We start from the raw sequence: 13,743 nt of genomic DNA, 5'->3' as shown, positions 1-13,743 counted from the left end.
TGTTCTAGTAAATTCAGAGGCAAAGGATGCTTGTAATAATATAAATAAAAGTTTATGATAAAGGAGCAGAGATGGTGAAGCGACGTGATTTGGTGAGGGAATTGCTTGCCGCAGGGTTTGTGAGCAAAGGCGGCGCAAACCACGAGGTGTTCACAAAGCCGGGCCATCGTACAGAGGTTCCTCGTCATAGGGAGATTGGCGAGCGTTTGGCGGACGCTATACGAAAACAAGCGGGTTTGAAGTGATGCGTGAAAGAGAGGTCGAACATGCTGCATGTATATGAGTTCGAGATTTTTGAAGAAGCCGGTTTGTTCGTGGCCTTGCCGTATGACTTCGATGGTGGCACGCAGGGTGCCACGTTTGCCAATGCGTGCGAAATGGCTGCAGAATGGTTGCAGGTTGAGTGTGAATATCGGGCAATCCACGATGAGCCTTTTCCGAAGCAGACGTTTGGCAACCAGCCGAAAAATGGCGGTAAGGCCGTTATTGTCGCGGTCAATGCCGACAAAGACACTGTTCGCAAAGTTAACGCGTCGCGTGCGGCTGAAATGCTCGGCGTTACCAAGGGCCGTGTTTCGCAGATGGTCAAGGCAAATCAGCTGGAAGCTTTTAGGGATGGTGGCACTGTTTGGGTGACGCTCGATAGCATAGAGGCTCGCCTTGCCGAAAAGCCAAAGGCCGGCCGCCCTGCAAAAGCTCAGGCAACGGCATAGGCGCAAGGATTGTGCGGCTCGGCAAAAAGCCGCAGCAGATATCGCAATATCGCCGTCGATTTATAGATGCAGACGTTATCGGCGAGTGTGGCCGTGGGGTGGTGGCGTTTGAGCTACCTTATCAGGGAGTACTTAACTAAGCAGCTCTGATTCGTGAATTTCCCTTTGCAAACTTTTCGTGAAGTTGTCTATAGGTAACATAGGTCACTGACAAATTCGCCTCGTTTAACTAAACTTGTTAGCCGTGTATAAAAGCGGCTTTGACAGGGCATTATGATTAGCGGTAATTAATCCGGGCGCATACATTGGCTGGCTTACTACGTGTTGCTTCCGTCAAAGCCTTTCCGTGTGAAAGGCGGACATATATGGCTAACTTCTTGATGACGCGGCGCAGCTTCACGGCGCTTGCGGGCGTGGCGGCGCTTTCGGCGTTGGGACTGGGCGGATGCTCGTCGGGCGAAGGCGCGAAGGGCGGCGTAGCTGCGGGCGGCAGCGATGCAAACGATGGCGTTACGTTCTCCACGTACACCGAAGCGCGCGAGCTTATGGGCAGCGCCGATGCGTGCGACGTGCGCGTGGGGCTTATCATGGGACCGCCGTCTATGGGCTTGTCGCAGTTCATCGTGGCTGCTCAAGTGGGCAAGACGTTCAACAACTTCACGTTCGAGCCCAACGGCGTGGACTACGTGGGCCTGTCTGCCCTGTTCAATAAGGGCGACTACGACATTTGCACGCTTCCCAGCAACATCGGACCCATCTTGTACAACAACGCCGAGCTGAAAAACCGCTACGAGGTCATCAGCGTGAACAACCTGGGCGTGTTGTACGTCATGACCAACGACGAATCGGTGTCCACGCTCGACGACCTGCGCTGCCGCACCGTATACAGCTACGGCGAGGGTGGCACGCCGGAGTACACCATTGAGGCGCTGTTGGCGAAAAACGGCCTCGAGGGCACGTTCAACCTGGAGTTCAAATCCAGCCCGCTTGAGGTGCTCAACATGATGCAGCAGCAGGAAAACTGCGTGGCTATTTTGCCCCAGCCGTTCGTTTCGCTGGCGAAGATCCTGGTCAACCCGCTGTATATTCCCATCGACCTGACGGTTGAGTGGGACCGCGCCTTCGCCGACACGGGCAGTCAGGCCGTCACCACCACAACCATTGTGAACAAACAGTTCCTGGAAGAGCATGAGCAGGCCGTCGTCGAGTATCTGAACATGGCGGGCCAGTCCGTGAGCTGGACGCTTGAGAACATGGGCGACGCCGCCGCGCTGCAAGAGGAGCTGGGCACGTTCTTGAACAACTCCGTGGCGCTTGACGCCATGCCCTACATTTCCATGGTGAACCTGACGGGCGAGGATATGCGCACGGCGCTGTCGGGCTTTTTGCACGAGTTGTATCTGGCGAATCCCGATTCTATCGGCGGCAAGATGCCCGGTGAGGACTTTTATTACCTGCCGCCTGAAGGTCAGCTGGACGAGCGCTTCCTGCAGGCGGGCTTGGAGCAGGCCACGAAGCATGAAAGCAGCGCCGGCACCGGCAACGGCGGCGTGACCGCTAGCGCGGCCGACGCGCAGGCCGCCGTTGAAGCGCTTGGCGGCAAGTAGCGGAAAAGGGAACCATGTTCGAAAAGTTGAAAGGCCTGGTGGGCGGTATGGGCGCGCGTGGCGCCGTCGCCACCGATGCGCCCGACGAGCTGCCTCGTATGCAGTTCGCCGCCATTGCCGCGAAGGTGGGCATGCCTGAAGAAAAGGTTGCCATGATGGCGCAAATGGTGCGGCAAAACGGCATGGCCGACGCGCAGATGGGCTTCATGATGCAGACGGCCACCGCTAAAGGCGTCACTTGTGAGGAGATCATGAGCATGCTCACCAGCATGGGCGTGGCGAAAAGCCAGGTGGTGCGCGTGATGTCGGCGCAAGGGCTCATGGCCGAGGACGAGGCGCAGCGTATTTTGGACGCCGAACGTGCTGCAGCCGAGCGCCGCGCCGCCGCCAGCAAGACCAGCGCGCGCAAGCAGTTCGCCCGCAAGGCGATCATCATTGCGTTTTGGCTGGTGGTATGGGAGCTGCTGGACCACGTGGTCGACAACCGCCTTGTGCTTGCCGGGCCTATCCGCACGGCTCAGGCGCTGGCCGACCAGGTGGTCATGCCGAACTTCTGGATGATCGTCGGCGCTAGCTTCGGGCGCATCGCGCTGGGCTTTTTACTGTCGTTTGCGGTGGGCTTCCTGCTGGCGCTGGTGGCGTGCCGCGTGCGTCTGTTTCGCGACTTCATCGACCCCATCATCAGCCTGCTACGCACCATCCCCGTGGCGTCGTTCATCATCTTGCTGCTCATCTGGGTAGGCAACCAGGCGCTCACCGTGTTCCTGGCGTTCTTCATCGTGCTGCCGCTCATCTACACGAACATGGTCACCGGCTTCGAAAGCGTGGACAAGCAGATGCTGGAGATGGCGCGCGTATACGGGCTGTCGAAGTGGCGCACGTTTCTGTACGTGTATCGCCCGGCGTTCATGCCGTTTCTGCTGTCCAGCACCAAGATTTCGCTGGGCATGACGTGGAAAAGCGGCATCATGGCCGAGGTTCTGGCCACGCCCAAACCCTCTATCGGCAAAGAAATGGCTACGGCGCGCACGTTTTTGGACACGCCCGATTTGCTGGCATGGACCGTGGTGGTGATGGTGGCATCGGTGTTGTTCGAGAAGGCGTTCATGGCGCTGCTCAAGCGCGCGAACCGTCCGCTTGGCGGATTCATCGGGAAACGAGGCGAGTGACGTGGGGCTATTCGGGAAGAAGAGGGCGGCGGGCTCTGGCGTGGCCGTGGGTGAAGGCGCGTTCGCAGGTGCGGCGTTATTCGGCGCGGCCGACTCGCTGGCCTCTGGCGGCGCGTTGTCGGACGTGGAGTTTCGCCACGTGTGCAAGGCGTACGGTGCCAACGAGGTGCTGCGGCGCGTCACGTTCACGTTGCCGGGCGGCGGCGTGCGCTGCCTGATGGCGCCGTCGGGCAGCGGCAAGACCACGCTGTTCCGGGTGCTGTTGGGCCTCGAACACGCCGACTCCGGAGAGATTCGCGGCATTTCCCCTGGTCGCATCAGCATGATGTTCCAAGAAGACCGCTTGTGCGAAACCTTGACGCCGGTGGAGAACGTGGCGCAGGTGCTGCCGCCCGATACAAGGCGGCCCGATGTCGCCGCGCTGCTGGCAGAGATCTTGCCGACGGATTGCCTGGGGCAGCCAGCCATGGAGCTGTCCGGTGGCATGCGCCGGCGTGTGTCGCTAGCGCGTGCCGTTGCGTTCCCGAGCGACCTCATTGTGCTTGATGAGCCGTTTACCGGTCTTGACCAGGCCACAAAGGAAAAGGTCATCGCGTTCGTGCTGCGCCATCGCGCCGGGCGCACGCTGTTGGTGGCAACACACGGCGAAGACGACGCGCGCCTGTTGGGTGCCGATCGCATCAACCTGGCCGATGCGCAAGACGGTGGTGCGGACGCTGCGGCGGGGTTTGCGTGGCCGCAGGCGGCGGTGTGACGAAAGCTAGGTAAGCCGTCCGCGGCGGGCGAGCCGACGGCGCGCCCGCATCGCGGGGCACTTGCGGGCGCAGACCTGATGGGGCGGCAGTTTCGCGAGGCCGATCATGTTCCGAGCCGCCCAGAAACGTTATCGACCCTCTGAAAGGATTTGCATATGGATACAACCAAGACCATGCGCCAGCTGTGCGCGGACGAGCCGAAACTCGAAGCTTTCCTGCAGTCGAAGGGTTTCCCCTTCTCGCTGGACAACCCCATCGTCGACTTGGTCACGTTCGAGGACGTGTGCCAGGTGCGCAGCCTTGATCGCGACGAGTTTTTGGGCGAGTTCGAGGCATACAAGGCCGGCGCGTAGGTTTTGCGCGCGAGATAGACGAGAGTAGCTTGAAGGAGCAGAGCGTGTATTACATGGGAATCGATATCGGTGCCTCGTCGGTGAAAGTGGCGGCGGTTGACGCGGGTGGCACCGTGCTGCGCGTGATTCGGCGTGCGCACAAAGGCTCGCCGTTGCCGTGTTTGCGCGCGATGCTGGCCGAGCTGGCCGACGGGAGCGCCGACCGATCCCTGTCGCTGTCCGCTCAGGCGTGCGGCGGTGTGGTCGCTACGGGCAGCGGCGCGGACATGCTGCGTGCGCTGGTTCCGGGTTTGCGTGTGCTGGAAGAGGTTCCGGCCCTGGTCAAAGGCGTGCGGGCGCTTGCGCCTCAGGCGGCGAGCGTGATTGGGATGGGCGCGCAGTCGGGCGTGTTTGCTACGGGTTTTGCCCATGGTTCGGCGCCGGAATTCGCTATGAACGAAAGCTGCGCGGCGGGTACGGGCAGCTTTTTCGAGGATCAGATGCAGCGTTTGGGGTTGCCGCTGGAAAGCTACTCTGATCTGGTTGCACGTGCGCAAAGTGTGCCGCGTTTGTCAGGCCGTTGCAGCGTGTTCGCCAAAACCGACATCATTCACCGCCAGCAGGAGGGCGTGCCTGTTGAGGATATCTTGCAAGGCTTGTGCCATGCGACGGTGAAAGCGTTCAAGGCCACTATTGTGCGTAATCTGCCGGTTGAAAAGCCGGTGGCGCTGGCTGGCGGCGTGCTGGAGAACGCTGGAGTGGTTCGTGCGGTGCGCGAGGTGTTTGACCTGGCGGAAGGCGAATTGCTCGCGGACGAGAAGCTTGTGTGCGCGCAAGCGGTGGGCGCGGCGCTGGCGGCGGCGGAAGGCGCGGGCGGGCGCGATGGCGAACGCATTGCTGCGGGCGCGGCAAGCGACGCGTCCGCGGGGCTTGCGTCGCTTGCCTCCTTGCGCTCTGCGCTTGAAGGAACGCAGGCTGCGCAGGCCGACGACCTGCCGCGACTGCCTCAGCTGCCGCAGGTTGATTGCGTGCCTAACTGCGGTTTTGCGTTGGCTCCTAGCCCGTGGAACCCGCAGGGTTCGCCCGCCCGCGAAGGTGGCGCGGTGCCGCGCTCGGCGGTGGTGGATGCGCTGGAACAAGGTGCTCCCGTGCCAGTGGCGCTGGGCGTGGACGTGGGGTCTACCAGCACAAACCTTGTGCTTGCCAGCACTGACGGCGTGCTGCTGGACGCGCAGTACCTGCGCACGCGCGGCAACCCCAAGCAGGCCGTGCGCGACGGGCTTGCCTCGTTGGCGCAGCGCGTGGGCGATCGCGCCTGTGTAGTGGCCGCGGGTGTGACGGGCAGCGGGCGCACCATGATCGGCAAGCTCATCGGAGCCGATGCCGTACGCGACGAGATTACCGCACAAGCGCGCGCTGCCGCTGCGGCTGACTCGCAAGTGGACACCGTGTTCGAAATCGGCGGGCAGGATTCTAAGTACATCAGCCTGGTTGCTGGCCAGGTGGCCGATTTCCAAATGAACAAGGTGTGCGCGGCGGGCACGGGTAGTTTCGTGGAAGAGCAAGCGGCGCGCCTGGGCATTGCGCTTCCCGATTACGGCTCGCTGGCGCTTTCGGCGGAACATCCCGTTGAACTGGGCGAACGTTGCACGGTGTTTATGGAAACCGCTATCAATGCCGCTTTGGCGAAAGGCGCGACCAAGTCCGAGGTTGCTGCCGGCCTGTGCCTGTCGGTGGTGCGCAACTACCTGCACAAAGTGGTGAACGCCAAACCAGTGGGGCAGCGCATCGTGCTGCAGGGCGGCGTTGCCTACAACCCCGCCATCGTGGCGGCCTTCCGCGCGTATGCGGGCGAGAGCCTTACGGTCAGCCCGTGGTTCGCCGTTTCGGGTGCCGTGGGTGCAGCGCTGCTGGCTGCGGAGTCCCAAGGCGTGCTAGAACCGGTGCAAAACGGTGAAAGCGCTGATGAGCAAGGTGAAGAGCTGGACACAGGCGCGATGTCGAACCAGCATGCCCCCCGACAGGCAAACGTACGCTCTAACTTCAAGGGCTGGGACCTTTCGGGCGCCTCGCACGAAACCCGCCACATCGACCCGGCCGAAATTGCCGCAAACCGCGCGTTCTTCCATAAAGTCGACGAGATGTTCCTCGAAGGCTACGACCCCACGCGCGACCCGGCGAAGAAAACGGTGGGTATCCCTCGCTGCTTGATGTTGCACAAGCTGTTTCCCATGGCTAATGCTTTCTTCAAGCAGCTCGGCTTCAATGTGGTGCTGACCGACGCATCCGATGAGGAGACGGTACGCCTTGCGCAAGCAAGCGCACAAGGCGAGACATGCTACCCCGTGAAGCTGGTGCACGGTCACATGGCGCAGCTGCTTGATATGGACGTCGACTACGTGTTCATGCCCAGCGTGCACACCATTCGCCATCTGAAGTCGACGGTGCCGCACAACTACGCGTGCACGTATATGCAGTCCATCCCGGCCATCGTGGCGTCCGAACTGGACTACGAAGGCCACGGCATCACGCTGTTGAATCCCCTGATGAACCTTGATTTCGGACAGGGTGCCATGGCGGAGGTCATGCTGCAGGTCGGAGCGCAACTTGGCCGCACGCCGCAGGAAACGGCGCGCGCCATGCTGGCCGGCGGGTTCGCCGTCACGGAGTTCACGCGCAAAACCGAGGAGCTGGGCGACCAGCTGCTGGCCGGTCTGAAACCAGGAGAGCGCGTTATCGTGCTGATCACGCGCAACTACGGCATCGTGGACCCGGCGCTGAACATGGGTATACCCGACATGCTGCTCGATCGAGGCTGGAAAGTTATCACCGTAAGTCACCTGCATGCGCATGACCTGGGCATATCCGCGGATTATCCTGGCGTGGTGTGGCCGTTCGGCCAGCATATCCTTTCAGGTGCGAAGCTCGTTCGCCGCGACCCGCGCCTGTTCGCCGTGTACCTGACCAACCACGGTTGCGGCCCCGACACCATGATCAGCCATCTGTTCGCCGAGGAGATGGGGAGCAAGCCGTACCTGCACATCGAGATGGACGAGCATTACTCGAAGGTGGGCGTGGAAACGCGCGTGGAGGCGTTTTTGAACGCTATCGAGCATTACGAGGCGGCGGATTTGCGCGGCACGCCTACGTCGTGGCGCGTGGTGAACTCGGCGTGCGAGCCGCTGCGCGAAGGCGAGTTAGCGGGCTTGCCATCGTTCGGACCGTATGGTCCGCTTGCGGCGCAGTGGTTGCGTGACCAGGGCATTCCCGTGCGCGAGCTGGCGCCCACGCCGGCAACGCTGGAGCTGGGGCGCAAAGAGTGCACCAGCAAGGAATACTACTCGTTTGCCAGCTTGCTGGGCGTGAGCTTGGCAGCTGCTGTCGATGTTGGCGCAGCTGCGCGTCTTGAGGGCGGGGCGCAAGCATGCGGCGAAGGTGCTGGTGCTGTTGACGGGCCGTATGCCGAACGTGATGCCGCTGCGGCTGCAGTCGCGAGTGCGGAAGGTGGCTGGCGCGTTGGCCAGTTGTTGCTGCCGTCGTCGCAGGGCGGCGAAGCCGATGGGCAGTTCGACCGCGTTATCCGTAGCGTACTGGATGCGAAGGGGCATGGCGACGTGCGTGTTGTGGCACCCGATGTGGAGCTGCTGCCGTGCAATGTGGCTGATCTCGAGGGCTTGTTCGTGCATGTGCTTGCCGGTGATGTGGTGTGGGCGGCCGCGCCTGCTGCGCGTCCCGCGCTGCAGGAAGCGTTCGCAAAACCGCATCTGACCTTGGAAGACGTGTTGACGGCGGCGAGCGCTGCCCGGGAAAGCTGGCAGGATGTGCCTGTAGCGCCTCGCAAAACCCTTGCGCTGGTGGGCGAGTGGCCGCTGGTTGTCGGCGACGAGCTCACGGGCGGTTTGTTCGCCCGCTTGGAGGGCGAAGGCTACCGCGCGATGCGCGCCCCGTTCGCCGAATACTTGCTGTTCGTCTGGGAAGACGGCTGCGACGAGGCAAGGCACGGCAAAGTGGTCGGCGGCCTCATGCCCATGTTGGGCGAAACCGGCGCACCGAGGGTGGTGGGCTTGCCGGACGTGCCGGCGTCTCAGCCTGAGTCCGACCGTGATCAGGCGCTCACGCTTTCGGACGTGCAGGCGCTTGCTGCCGGTTGCGAAGCAGCATGCGCTCACGCGCTTGGCGGCTGTGACGGCTCGCATGAGCACGCGGCGGCGCAGCCGCAGCTGGCAACGGGGCCGCTGGAAGTGAGCACGGCGGTTGAGACCGACCCGCTGTTCGGCGTGGAACAGCGCACGCTGCCGCAGGACGAGTGGCGTGCGTTGCTGGGGCGGCTTGCCGGCATGATGCAGCAAGTGGCTGACGCGTTGGGTGATATGTCCGCCTATGCGTCGGACCATTCGCAGCTTCGCCAGATTGCAACCGACGTGCTGGGCCAGTTCGCAGGCGCGAACGCGCGGTATCGGTACGCGAAGGCAGTGCAGGCGGGTCAGAGGGCCGACGGCGTTGTGGCGGTGGCGTCTATGTACGAGAACGTCGACATCATGCTGCGCTTGAAGAGCGTGCCTTGCCAGGCGCCGCTTTTGCACTTGGCGTTCGACGGCGCGCTTGACCAAAGCGTCGAAGAGCGCCTGCGATCGTTTTTGTACTACGTGTAGCGCCGCCTGCCAATAGGCGGCGCTACACGGCGCCGAGTTGCCATTTTCGCTACATGATGGCATTGACAAGCAAGATTCGCTTATATTCGCAATCGAGGCAGCGCAACCCTTAAGGCCACGAACGAACGGAGGCTTTTATGCCGCTTCGCAACTTACCAACCGATGCCGCAACGTCGCTGGCTCAGATGATCGATATTCGCCCAGGTCAGGTGTCGAGTATGGCGCTTACGCGCAATGCTGGGTTCGACCTTACGCTGCTGGCGTTTGCACCGGGTGAAAGCGTGAGCGAGGAAGAATACTTCGGCGATGTGCTGTATTACCTGGTGGAAGGCACGGCGTGCGTTGTGCTGCCGGAAAGCCGCATTGTGCTTAAGGCCGGTCAGGTGTTGCGTGTCCCCGCGCATGTTGAGCATGCCGTGGAAGACGCGGGCAACGAAGGTTTCAAGCTGCTGCAGCTGAATGCGCACGAGTAAGCGTTTGCTGGAGCTGGCTCATCCTTAAGCCGGTTTATATCGGTGACCGGAAGGATAGAGGTAGTGAGAAACACAGGCATCGTGGCAGGTCAACGGCGTGTCACGATGACGCAGCAAGAAAGGAAATCCCATGGCAGAACTCATTAAAAACGTGGATCATGCAAGCATTTTCGCCTTGAAGGACCTGGTTGAAATCGAACCGGGACGCGTGAACAGCCTTACGTTGTCGCAGACGCCGGGTTGCAAAATGACGGTGTTCGCCATTGACGCCGACGAGGGCATGTCAAGCCATGCAGCGTCGGGCGACGCGCTCATCACGGTGCTCGAGGGCACGGGCGAAATCACCGTCAACGACGTGCCGCATCAGCTTTCCGCAGGTCAATCTATCGTCATGACCTCGGGAAGCCCGCACAGCGTGCGCGGCGTTACCCCGTTCAAAATGCAGCTTACGGTGGTGAAGCCCGCAGAATAGCAAAAGCGGGACAGACCTGCTTGAAGCTTGCCCGCGCTCTCGGGCTTAAGTTGGGTGCGCTCGGGATTGCTATTGCTCGAAGTCCACGTCCTTGCTTTCGCGGAAGAACACGAGCGCGACCAGGGCGATTACGGCCATCGCGCCCAGGTACCAGCCAAGCGTCTGGATGCCGAAGTTCATGACCAGGGCGTCGTTCTGTCCGCCGAGCAGCAGGCTGCCGAACGGGCGGGCCAGGAAGCTCGCCGCGAAGGTGACGAAGGCCAGCAGCGTGGCGAGCACCGGGTCGGACTTGGCGACATCGGTGAAGAAAATGAGTCCGAAATAGCTTGCCGCGGCGCATGGCCGCCAACCGTTCGATGACCGGTTTCGCAGTATCGGAAGCTGTTTGAGAAAAACGGCGCAGCTTGGTATATGGTGAGGTGATTTGTTTTGAGGGGGGAGACTATGGCCTCGAAGAAGAATCGCTCTTCTTGGGCGAAGGAGAAAGCGCAGTTCAACGCACAGCTGGGCGGTTTCGATGCGCTCGACGACGTGTTCGCGCGGGAAGATTCGCGCCATGCTCACCTTGCGGAGGAGCGCGACAGCGCCCAGCGATATAAGGCATGCGAATCGAAGAATCGTTACGCCACGCTGGCAGAGGCGCAGGAAAACCTTGCCTGGTGCCAGAAGCAGGGCAAACGCGGCCTGCAGATCTACGAGTGCCCCTATTGCGGCGGCTGGCATCTAACTTCCCATCCCTGGGAGGATGCGAGGTAGCGGTTTCCCGTTTCGGACACCTAGTGCTATGTCCTCGAAATGTTAGGCGTCGACCTTGCCGCCCCGGCATGCGGCACGAAAGGTTTTGGGCGGTTAACGCTACGTCCCCGAGGTGTCCGGATATATGGGCAGCAACCTCGGATCCCTCGGTTTTTGCCTGCTGCGCTGTTGGTTGGGTATACTGCGGCGTGGTAAGGGAAGGGGTACGCGTGTTCAGCGATTTCGCTATCTGGTATTTGTTTCTCGCCGGCACCGCCGGAGGCGCTTTCCTGTGCGCCGCGATGATCGATGTCCGCGAGAACATCGGCTGGGATGCGCGCCGCGTGCCGCTTTGCGCGCGATGCGGCATGTTCGGCGCTTTCGGGCTTTTGGCGCTGGCGGCGCTCATGCTGTTCTGCGACTTGGGGAACCCCTTCGATATATGGTACCTGTTCGAGAACCCGCTGCGCTCCATCGTGTCGATGGGCGCATGGCTGATCATGCTGGGCTTGGCTCTTTCGTTGGCGGTATCGGCCATGATCGCCGCGAAGATAGACGCGCCGTATCTGTTCCGCGGCCTCGAGATCGCCGGCGCTGCGGCGGCCGTCGGCGTGATGGGCTACACCGGCGTGCTGCTGTCGTCGATGGCGGCCGTCGAGTTTTGGAATACCTGGCTTCTGGTCGCGCTGTTCGTCGTGTCGGCCGTAAGCTGCGGCTGCGCCTTCATCTCCTTCTCCGTTTTCATCCTCTCGGGGTCTGCGCGAGGGTCCTCAGCGCTCGACGCCGGCACCCGTTTGCTGCGCGCGGCGGAGCTTGTCGCGCTCGTCGCGTTTTTTGCGTCGCGGTGGTTGGCGGGCGGCGCGGCGAAACAGTCGTGCGAGCTGCTGTTTTCGGGGCAGCTTGCCGGGGTGTTCTGGGGCGGGCTGATGCTGTGCGGGTTCGCCGTCCCGGTATTTGCGGGCCTACTCGCGCGCGTGGCGCCTGTGCCGGCCCTGCGGCCGATAAGCGCGGCATCGACGTTGGCGGGCGGCCTATGCCTGCGATATTGCGTGGTGCTTGCGGCTTCGCACGCCGCCGTTTCGCTGATTGTGACATAATGATAGTTCATTAGGTAAACTACGCGCTTGCGCAAGGCGCTTCAGATCCGTGCGAAAGCAGGATGCAGGGCCTACACGGCTCGTAAGCGCCTTGGCGAAACGTATCGATATGGAACGGGGCAGGCCATGACGGCGATCTCCAACACAAGGCAAACCGGCGAATCCGCGTTAGTCGCCGATAAAAACCTCATCACCATCGATGAGGAAAGCGGCATCCCCATTTGGATGCAGCTGCGCAACAGGCTGGTGTACCTGGTGGTGTCCGGCACGTTCCCGCCCGGCATGAAGCTGCCGACGGTGCGCGACCTGTCCTCGTCGCTGAAGGTGAACTACAACACGGTCAGCAAGGTGTATCGTGACATCGAGAAGGACGGCTACGTCATCACGCGCCGCGGCAAGGGCACGTTCGTGGCCGAGATCAACTCGAGCGGCTATGAGGCGCAGGATGCGAAGGCTGCGGTGGATATGCTGATCGACAAGTTCTTGGAGCAATGCAAGGAGCTGGGGCTGTCCGAGGCGGATGCCGCCGAGGCGGTGGCGAAGCGGGCAGGAGGGATGTTCGTATGAGAAGGTTCGGACCGCAGCGCGCCCATCGTGGAAACAACCAAAGCGACGCCGCGTTCGCCAACGTGTCGCACGAGTCGCCCGACAACATCATCACCGAAAAGGATGCAAGCCGCGTGGGCGTGTACAGCTTCGCCCTGCTTATGTTCGCGGTGGGTTTTGCCGTCGTCTTCGTCCTTTTGCTGCCGTGGCTGAGCGTGTTCACGGTGCTCGGGTCGGCCGCGGCGGGGCTTTTGCTCGCGTCGACGCTGCGCGTGGCGGCGCAATGGGAGCACGTGGCGCTGCTGCGCTTCGGCAGGTTCCGCAAGATCGCGGGCCCGGGCGTGTACGTGGTCGTGCCGTTCGTGGACTCCGTGGCGATGCATATCGACCGCAGAACCATCACCACGGCGTTCTATGCCGAGCAGGCGCTGACGTCCGACCTGGTCAGCGTCGACGTTGACGCCATCTTGTTCTGGATGGTCTACGACTCCGAGAAGGCGTGCCTCGAGGTGGCGAACTTCCCGCAGGCCGTGCGCCGCGCGGCGCAGACGGCGGTGCGCGACGCCATCGGCCAGGTAACGCTCGCCGAGCTTTCCGTCCGCCGTCGCCAGCTCGATCACGAGCTGCAGGAGTTCATGGCCGAAAAGTGCGAGGAGTGGGGCATCAGCGTCATCTCCGTGGAGATCCGCAACATCAAGATCCCGAAGGAGCTGCAGGACTCGTTGGCGCGAGAGGCCCAGGCCGAGCGCGAGCGCGACGCCCGCGTGCTGCTGGCAGACGTCGAGCGCGAAATCTCGGAGATGTACGTGGAGGCGGCACGCGTGTACAACGAGGAGCCGGGCGCCATGCAGCTGCGCGCCATGAACCTTTCCTATGAAAGCGCCCGCGACGGCAAGGGCGTCCTCCTGGCGCCCAGCAGCTTGGCCGACGGCTTCGTCGACCTGGGCAAGGATATGGCGAAGTAGCCGGGAAATGCTTCGGGTTTGCATTGCTGCAGCTGTCGATTCGATGGGCTCAAAAGGCAAACAAGTCGGGAAATCACATGCTGCAGCAGGTAACAAGCAAACGTTTCCGCAGGTAGAAAATATTCTTTGCAAAATATAACCATTGAACTATTGAACTAGTTCAACATAAGTGTAATATACGGCTCGAGAGGTTGGCCATCCATGGTATGCACGAATGGGGGAGCTTG

General features: G+C 61.8%; 14 protein-coding genes. 13 read left to right on the top strand and 1 reads right to left on the bottom strand.

Annotation, left to right across the window (positions count from 1 at the left end; translation table 11 throughout):
- Window positions 1-71: 71 nt before the first annotated feature.
- From Q0G75_RS09355 to Q0G75_RS05820, 9 genes are all read left to right on the top strand, one after another.
- Complete coding sequence (locus tag Q0G75_RS09355) at window positions 72-245, top strand: type II toxin-antitoxin system HicA family toxin (protein ID WP_365368819.1); 174 nt, start codon at window positions 72-74, stop codon at window positions 243-245.
- A gap of 21 nt (window positions 246-266) precedes the next feature.
- A complete protein-coding gene (locus Q0G75_RS05855) occupies window positions 267-713 on the top strand; it encodes a helix-turn-helix domain-containing protein (RefSeq protein ID WP_294415897.1) in 447 nt (148 codons plus the stop codon).
- A 365-nt stretch (window positions 714-1,078) separates the two neighbouring features.
- Window positions 1,079-2,320 carry a hypothetical protein gene (locus Q0G75_RS05850; protein WP_294415899.1) on the top strand — a complete coding sequence of 414 codons (1,242 nt, stop codon included), beginning with the start codon at window positions 1,079-1,081 and terminating at the stop codon, window positions 2,318-2,320.
- Window positions 2,321-2,334: 14 nt separating this feature from the next.
- Window positions 2,335-3,489, top strand: coding sequence for an ABC transporter permease (locus tag Q0G75_RS05845; RefSeq protein WP_114620926.1), 1,155 nt, complete (start codon window positions 2,335-2,337; stop codon window positions 3,487-3,489).
- A 1-nt stretch (window position 3,490) separates the two neighbouring features.
- Window positions 3,491-4,243 (top strand): ATP-binding cassette domain-containing protein, encoded by a 753-nt coding sequence (locus Q0G75_RS05840; RefSeq protein WP_294415900.1) that lies wholly within the window; start codon window positions 3,491-3,493, stop codon window positions 4,241-4,243.
- A 156-nt stretch (window positions 4,244-4,399) separates the two neighbouring features.
- Window positions 4,400-4,597 carry a hypothetical protein gene (locus Q0G75_RS05835; RefSeq protein WP_042436513.1) on the top strand — a complete coding sequence of 66 codons (198 nt, stop codon included), beginning with the start codon at window positions 4,400-4,402 and terminating at the stop codon, window positions 4,595-4,597.
- A 53-nt stretch (window positions 4,598-4,650) separates the two neighbouring features.
- Window positions 4,651-9,228: an acyl-CoA dehydratase activase gene (locus tag Q0G75_RS05830; protein ID WP_294415947.1), complete on the top strand. Its 4,578-nt coding sequence runs from the start codon at window positions 4,651-4,653 to the stop codon at window positions 9,226-9,228.
- A 137-nt stretch (window positions 9,229-9,365) separates the two neighbouring features.
- On the top strand, window positions 9,366-9,701 hold the full coding sequence (locus Q0G75_RS05825) for a cupin domain-containing protein (protein WP_294415902.1): 336 nt from the start codon (window positions 9,366-9,368) through the stop codon (window positions 9,699-9,701).
- Window positions 9,702-9,831: 130 nt separating this feature from the next.
- Window positions 9,832-10,173 carry a cupin domain-containing protein gene (locus tag Q0G75_RS05820; protein WP_294415903.1) on the top strand — a complete coding sequence of 114 codons (342 nt, stop codon included), beginning with the start codon at window positions 9,832-9,834 and terminating at the stop codon, window positions 10,171-10,173.
- 69 nt (window positions 10,174-10,242) lie between these two features.
- On the opposite strand, the gene Q0G75_RS05815 is transcribed toward Q0G75_RS05820, so the two are convergent.
- Window positions 10,243-10,452: a hypothetical protein gene (locus Q0G75_RS05815; RefSeq protein WP_281625252.1), complete on the bottom strand. Its 210-nt coding sequence runs from the start codon at window positions 10,450-10,452 to the stop codon at window positions 10,243-10,245.
- A gap of 165 nt (window positions 10,453-10,617) precedes the next feature.
- Here Q0G75_RS05815 and Q0G75_RS05810 point away from each other — a divergent pair, with 165 nt between their 5' ends.
- From Q0G75_RS05810 to Q0G75_RS05795, 4 genes are all read left to right on the top strand, one after another.
- A complete protein-coding gene (locus Q0G75_RS05810) occupies window positions 10,618-10,929 on the top strand; it encodes a hypothetical protein (RefSeq protein ID WP_276668179.1) in 312 nt (103 codons plus the stop codon).
- 209 nt (window positions 10,930-11,138) lie between these two features.
- Window positions 11,139-12,005 (top strand): NrfD/PsrC family molybdoenzyme membrane anchor subunit, encoded by an 867-nt coding sequence (gene nrfD / locus Q0G75_RS05805; RefSeq protein WP_294415907.1) that lies wholly within the window; start codon window positions 11,139-11,141, stop codon window positions 12,003-12,005.
- Window positions 12,006-12,131: 126 nt separating this feature from the next.
- Window positions 12,132-12,572 carry a GntR family transcriptional regulator gene (locus Q0G75_RS05800; protein WP_294415909.1) on the top strand — a complete coding sequence of 147 codons (441 nt, stop codon included), beginning with the start codon at window positions 12,132-12,134 and terminating at the stop codon, window positions 12,570-12,572.
- Window positions 12,569-13,516 carry a slipin family protein gene (locus Q0G75_RS05795; protein WP_294415911.1) on the top strand — a complete coding sequence of 316 codons (948 nt, stop codon included), beginning with the start codon at window positions 12,569-12,571 and terminating at the stop codon, window positions 13,514-13,516. The genes Q0G75_RS05800 and Q0G75_RS05795 overlap by 4 nt, the downstream gene beginning before the upstream one ends.
- Window positions 13,517-13,743 lie beyond the last annotated feature (227 nt).

Source organism: uncultured Senegalimassilia sp., assembly GCF_934636665.1.
GTDB lineage: Bacteria > Actinomycetota > Coriobacteriia > Coriobacteriales > Eggerthellaceae > Senegalimassilia.
The sequence above is the reverse complement of the archived record's forward strand: the minus strand, read 5'-3'. Positions and strand labels throughout refer to the sequence as shown.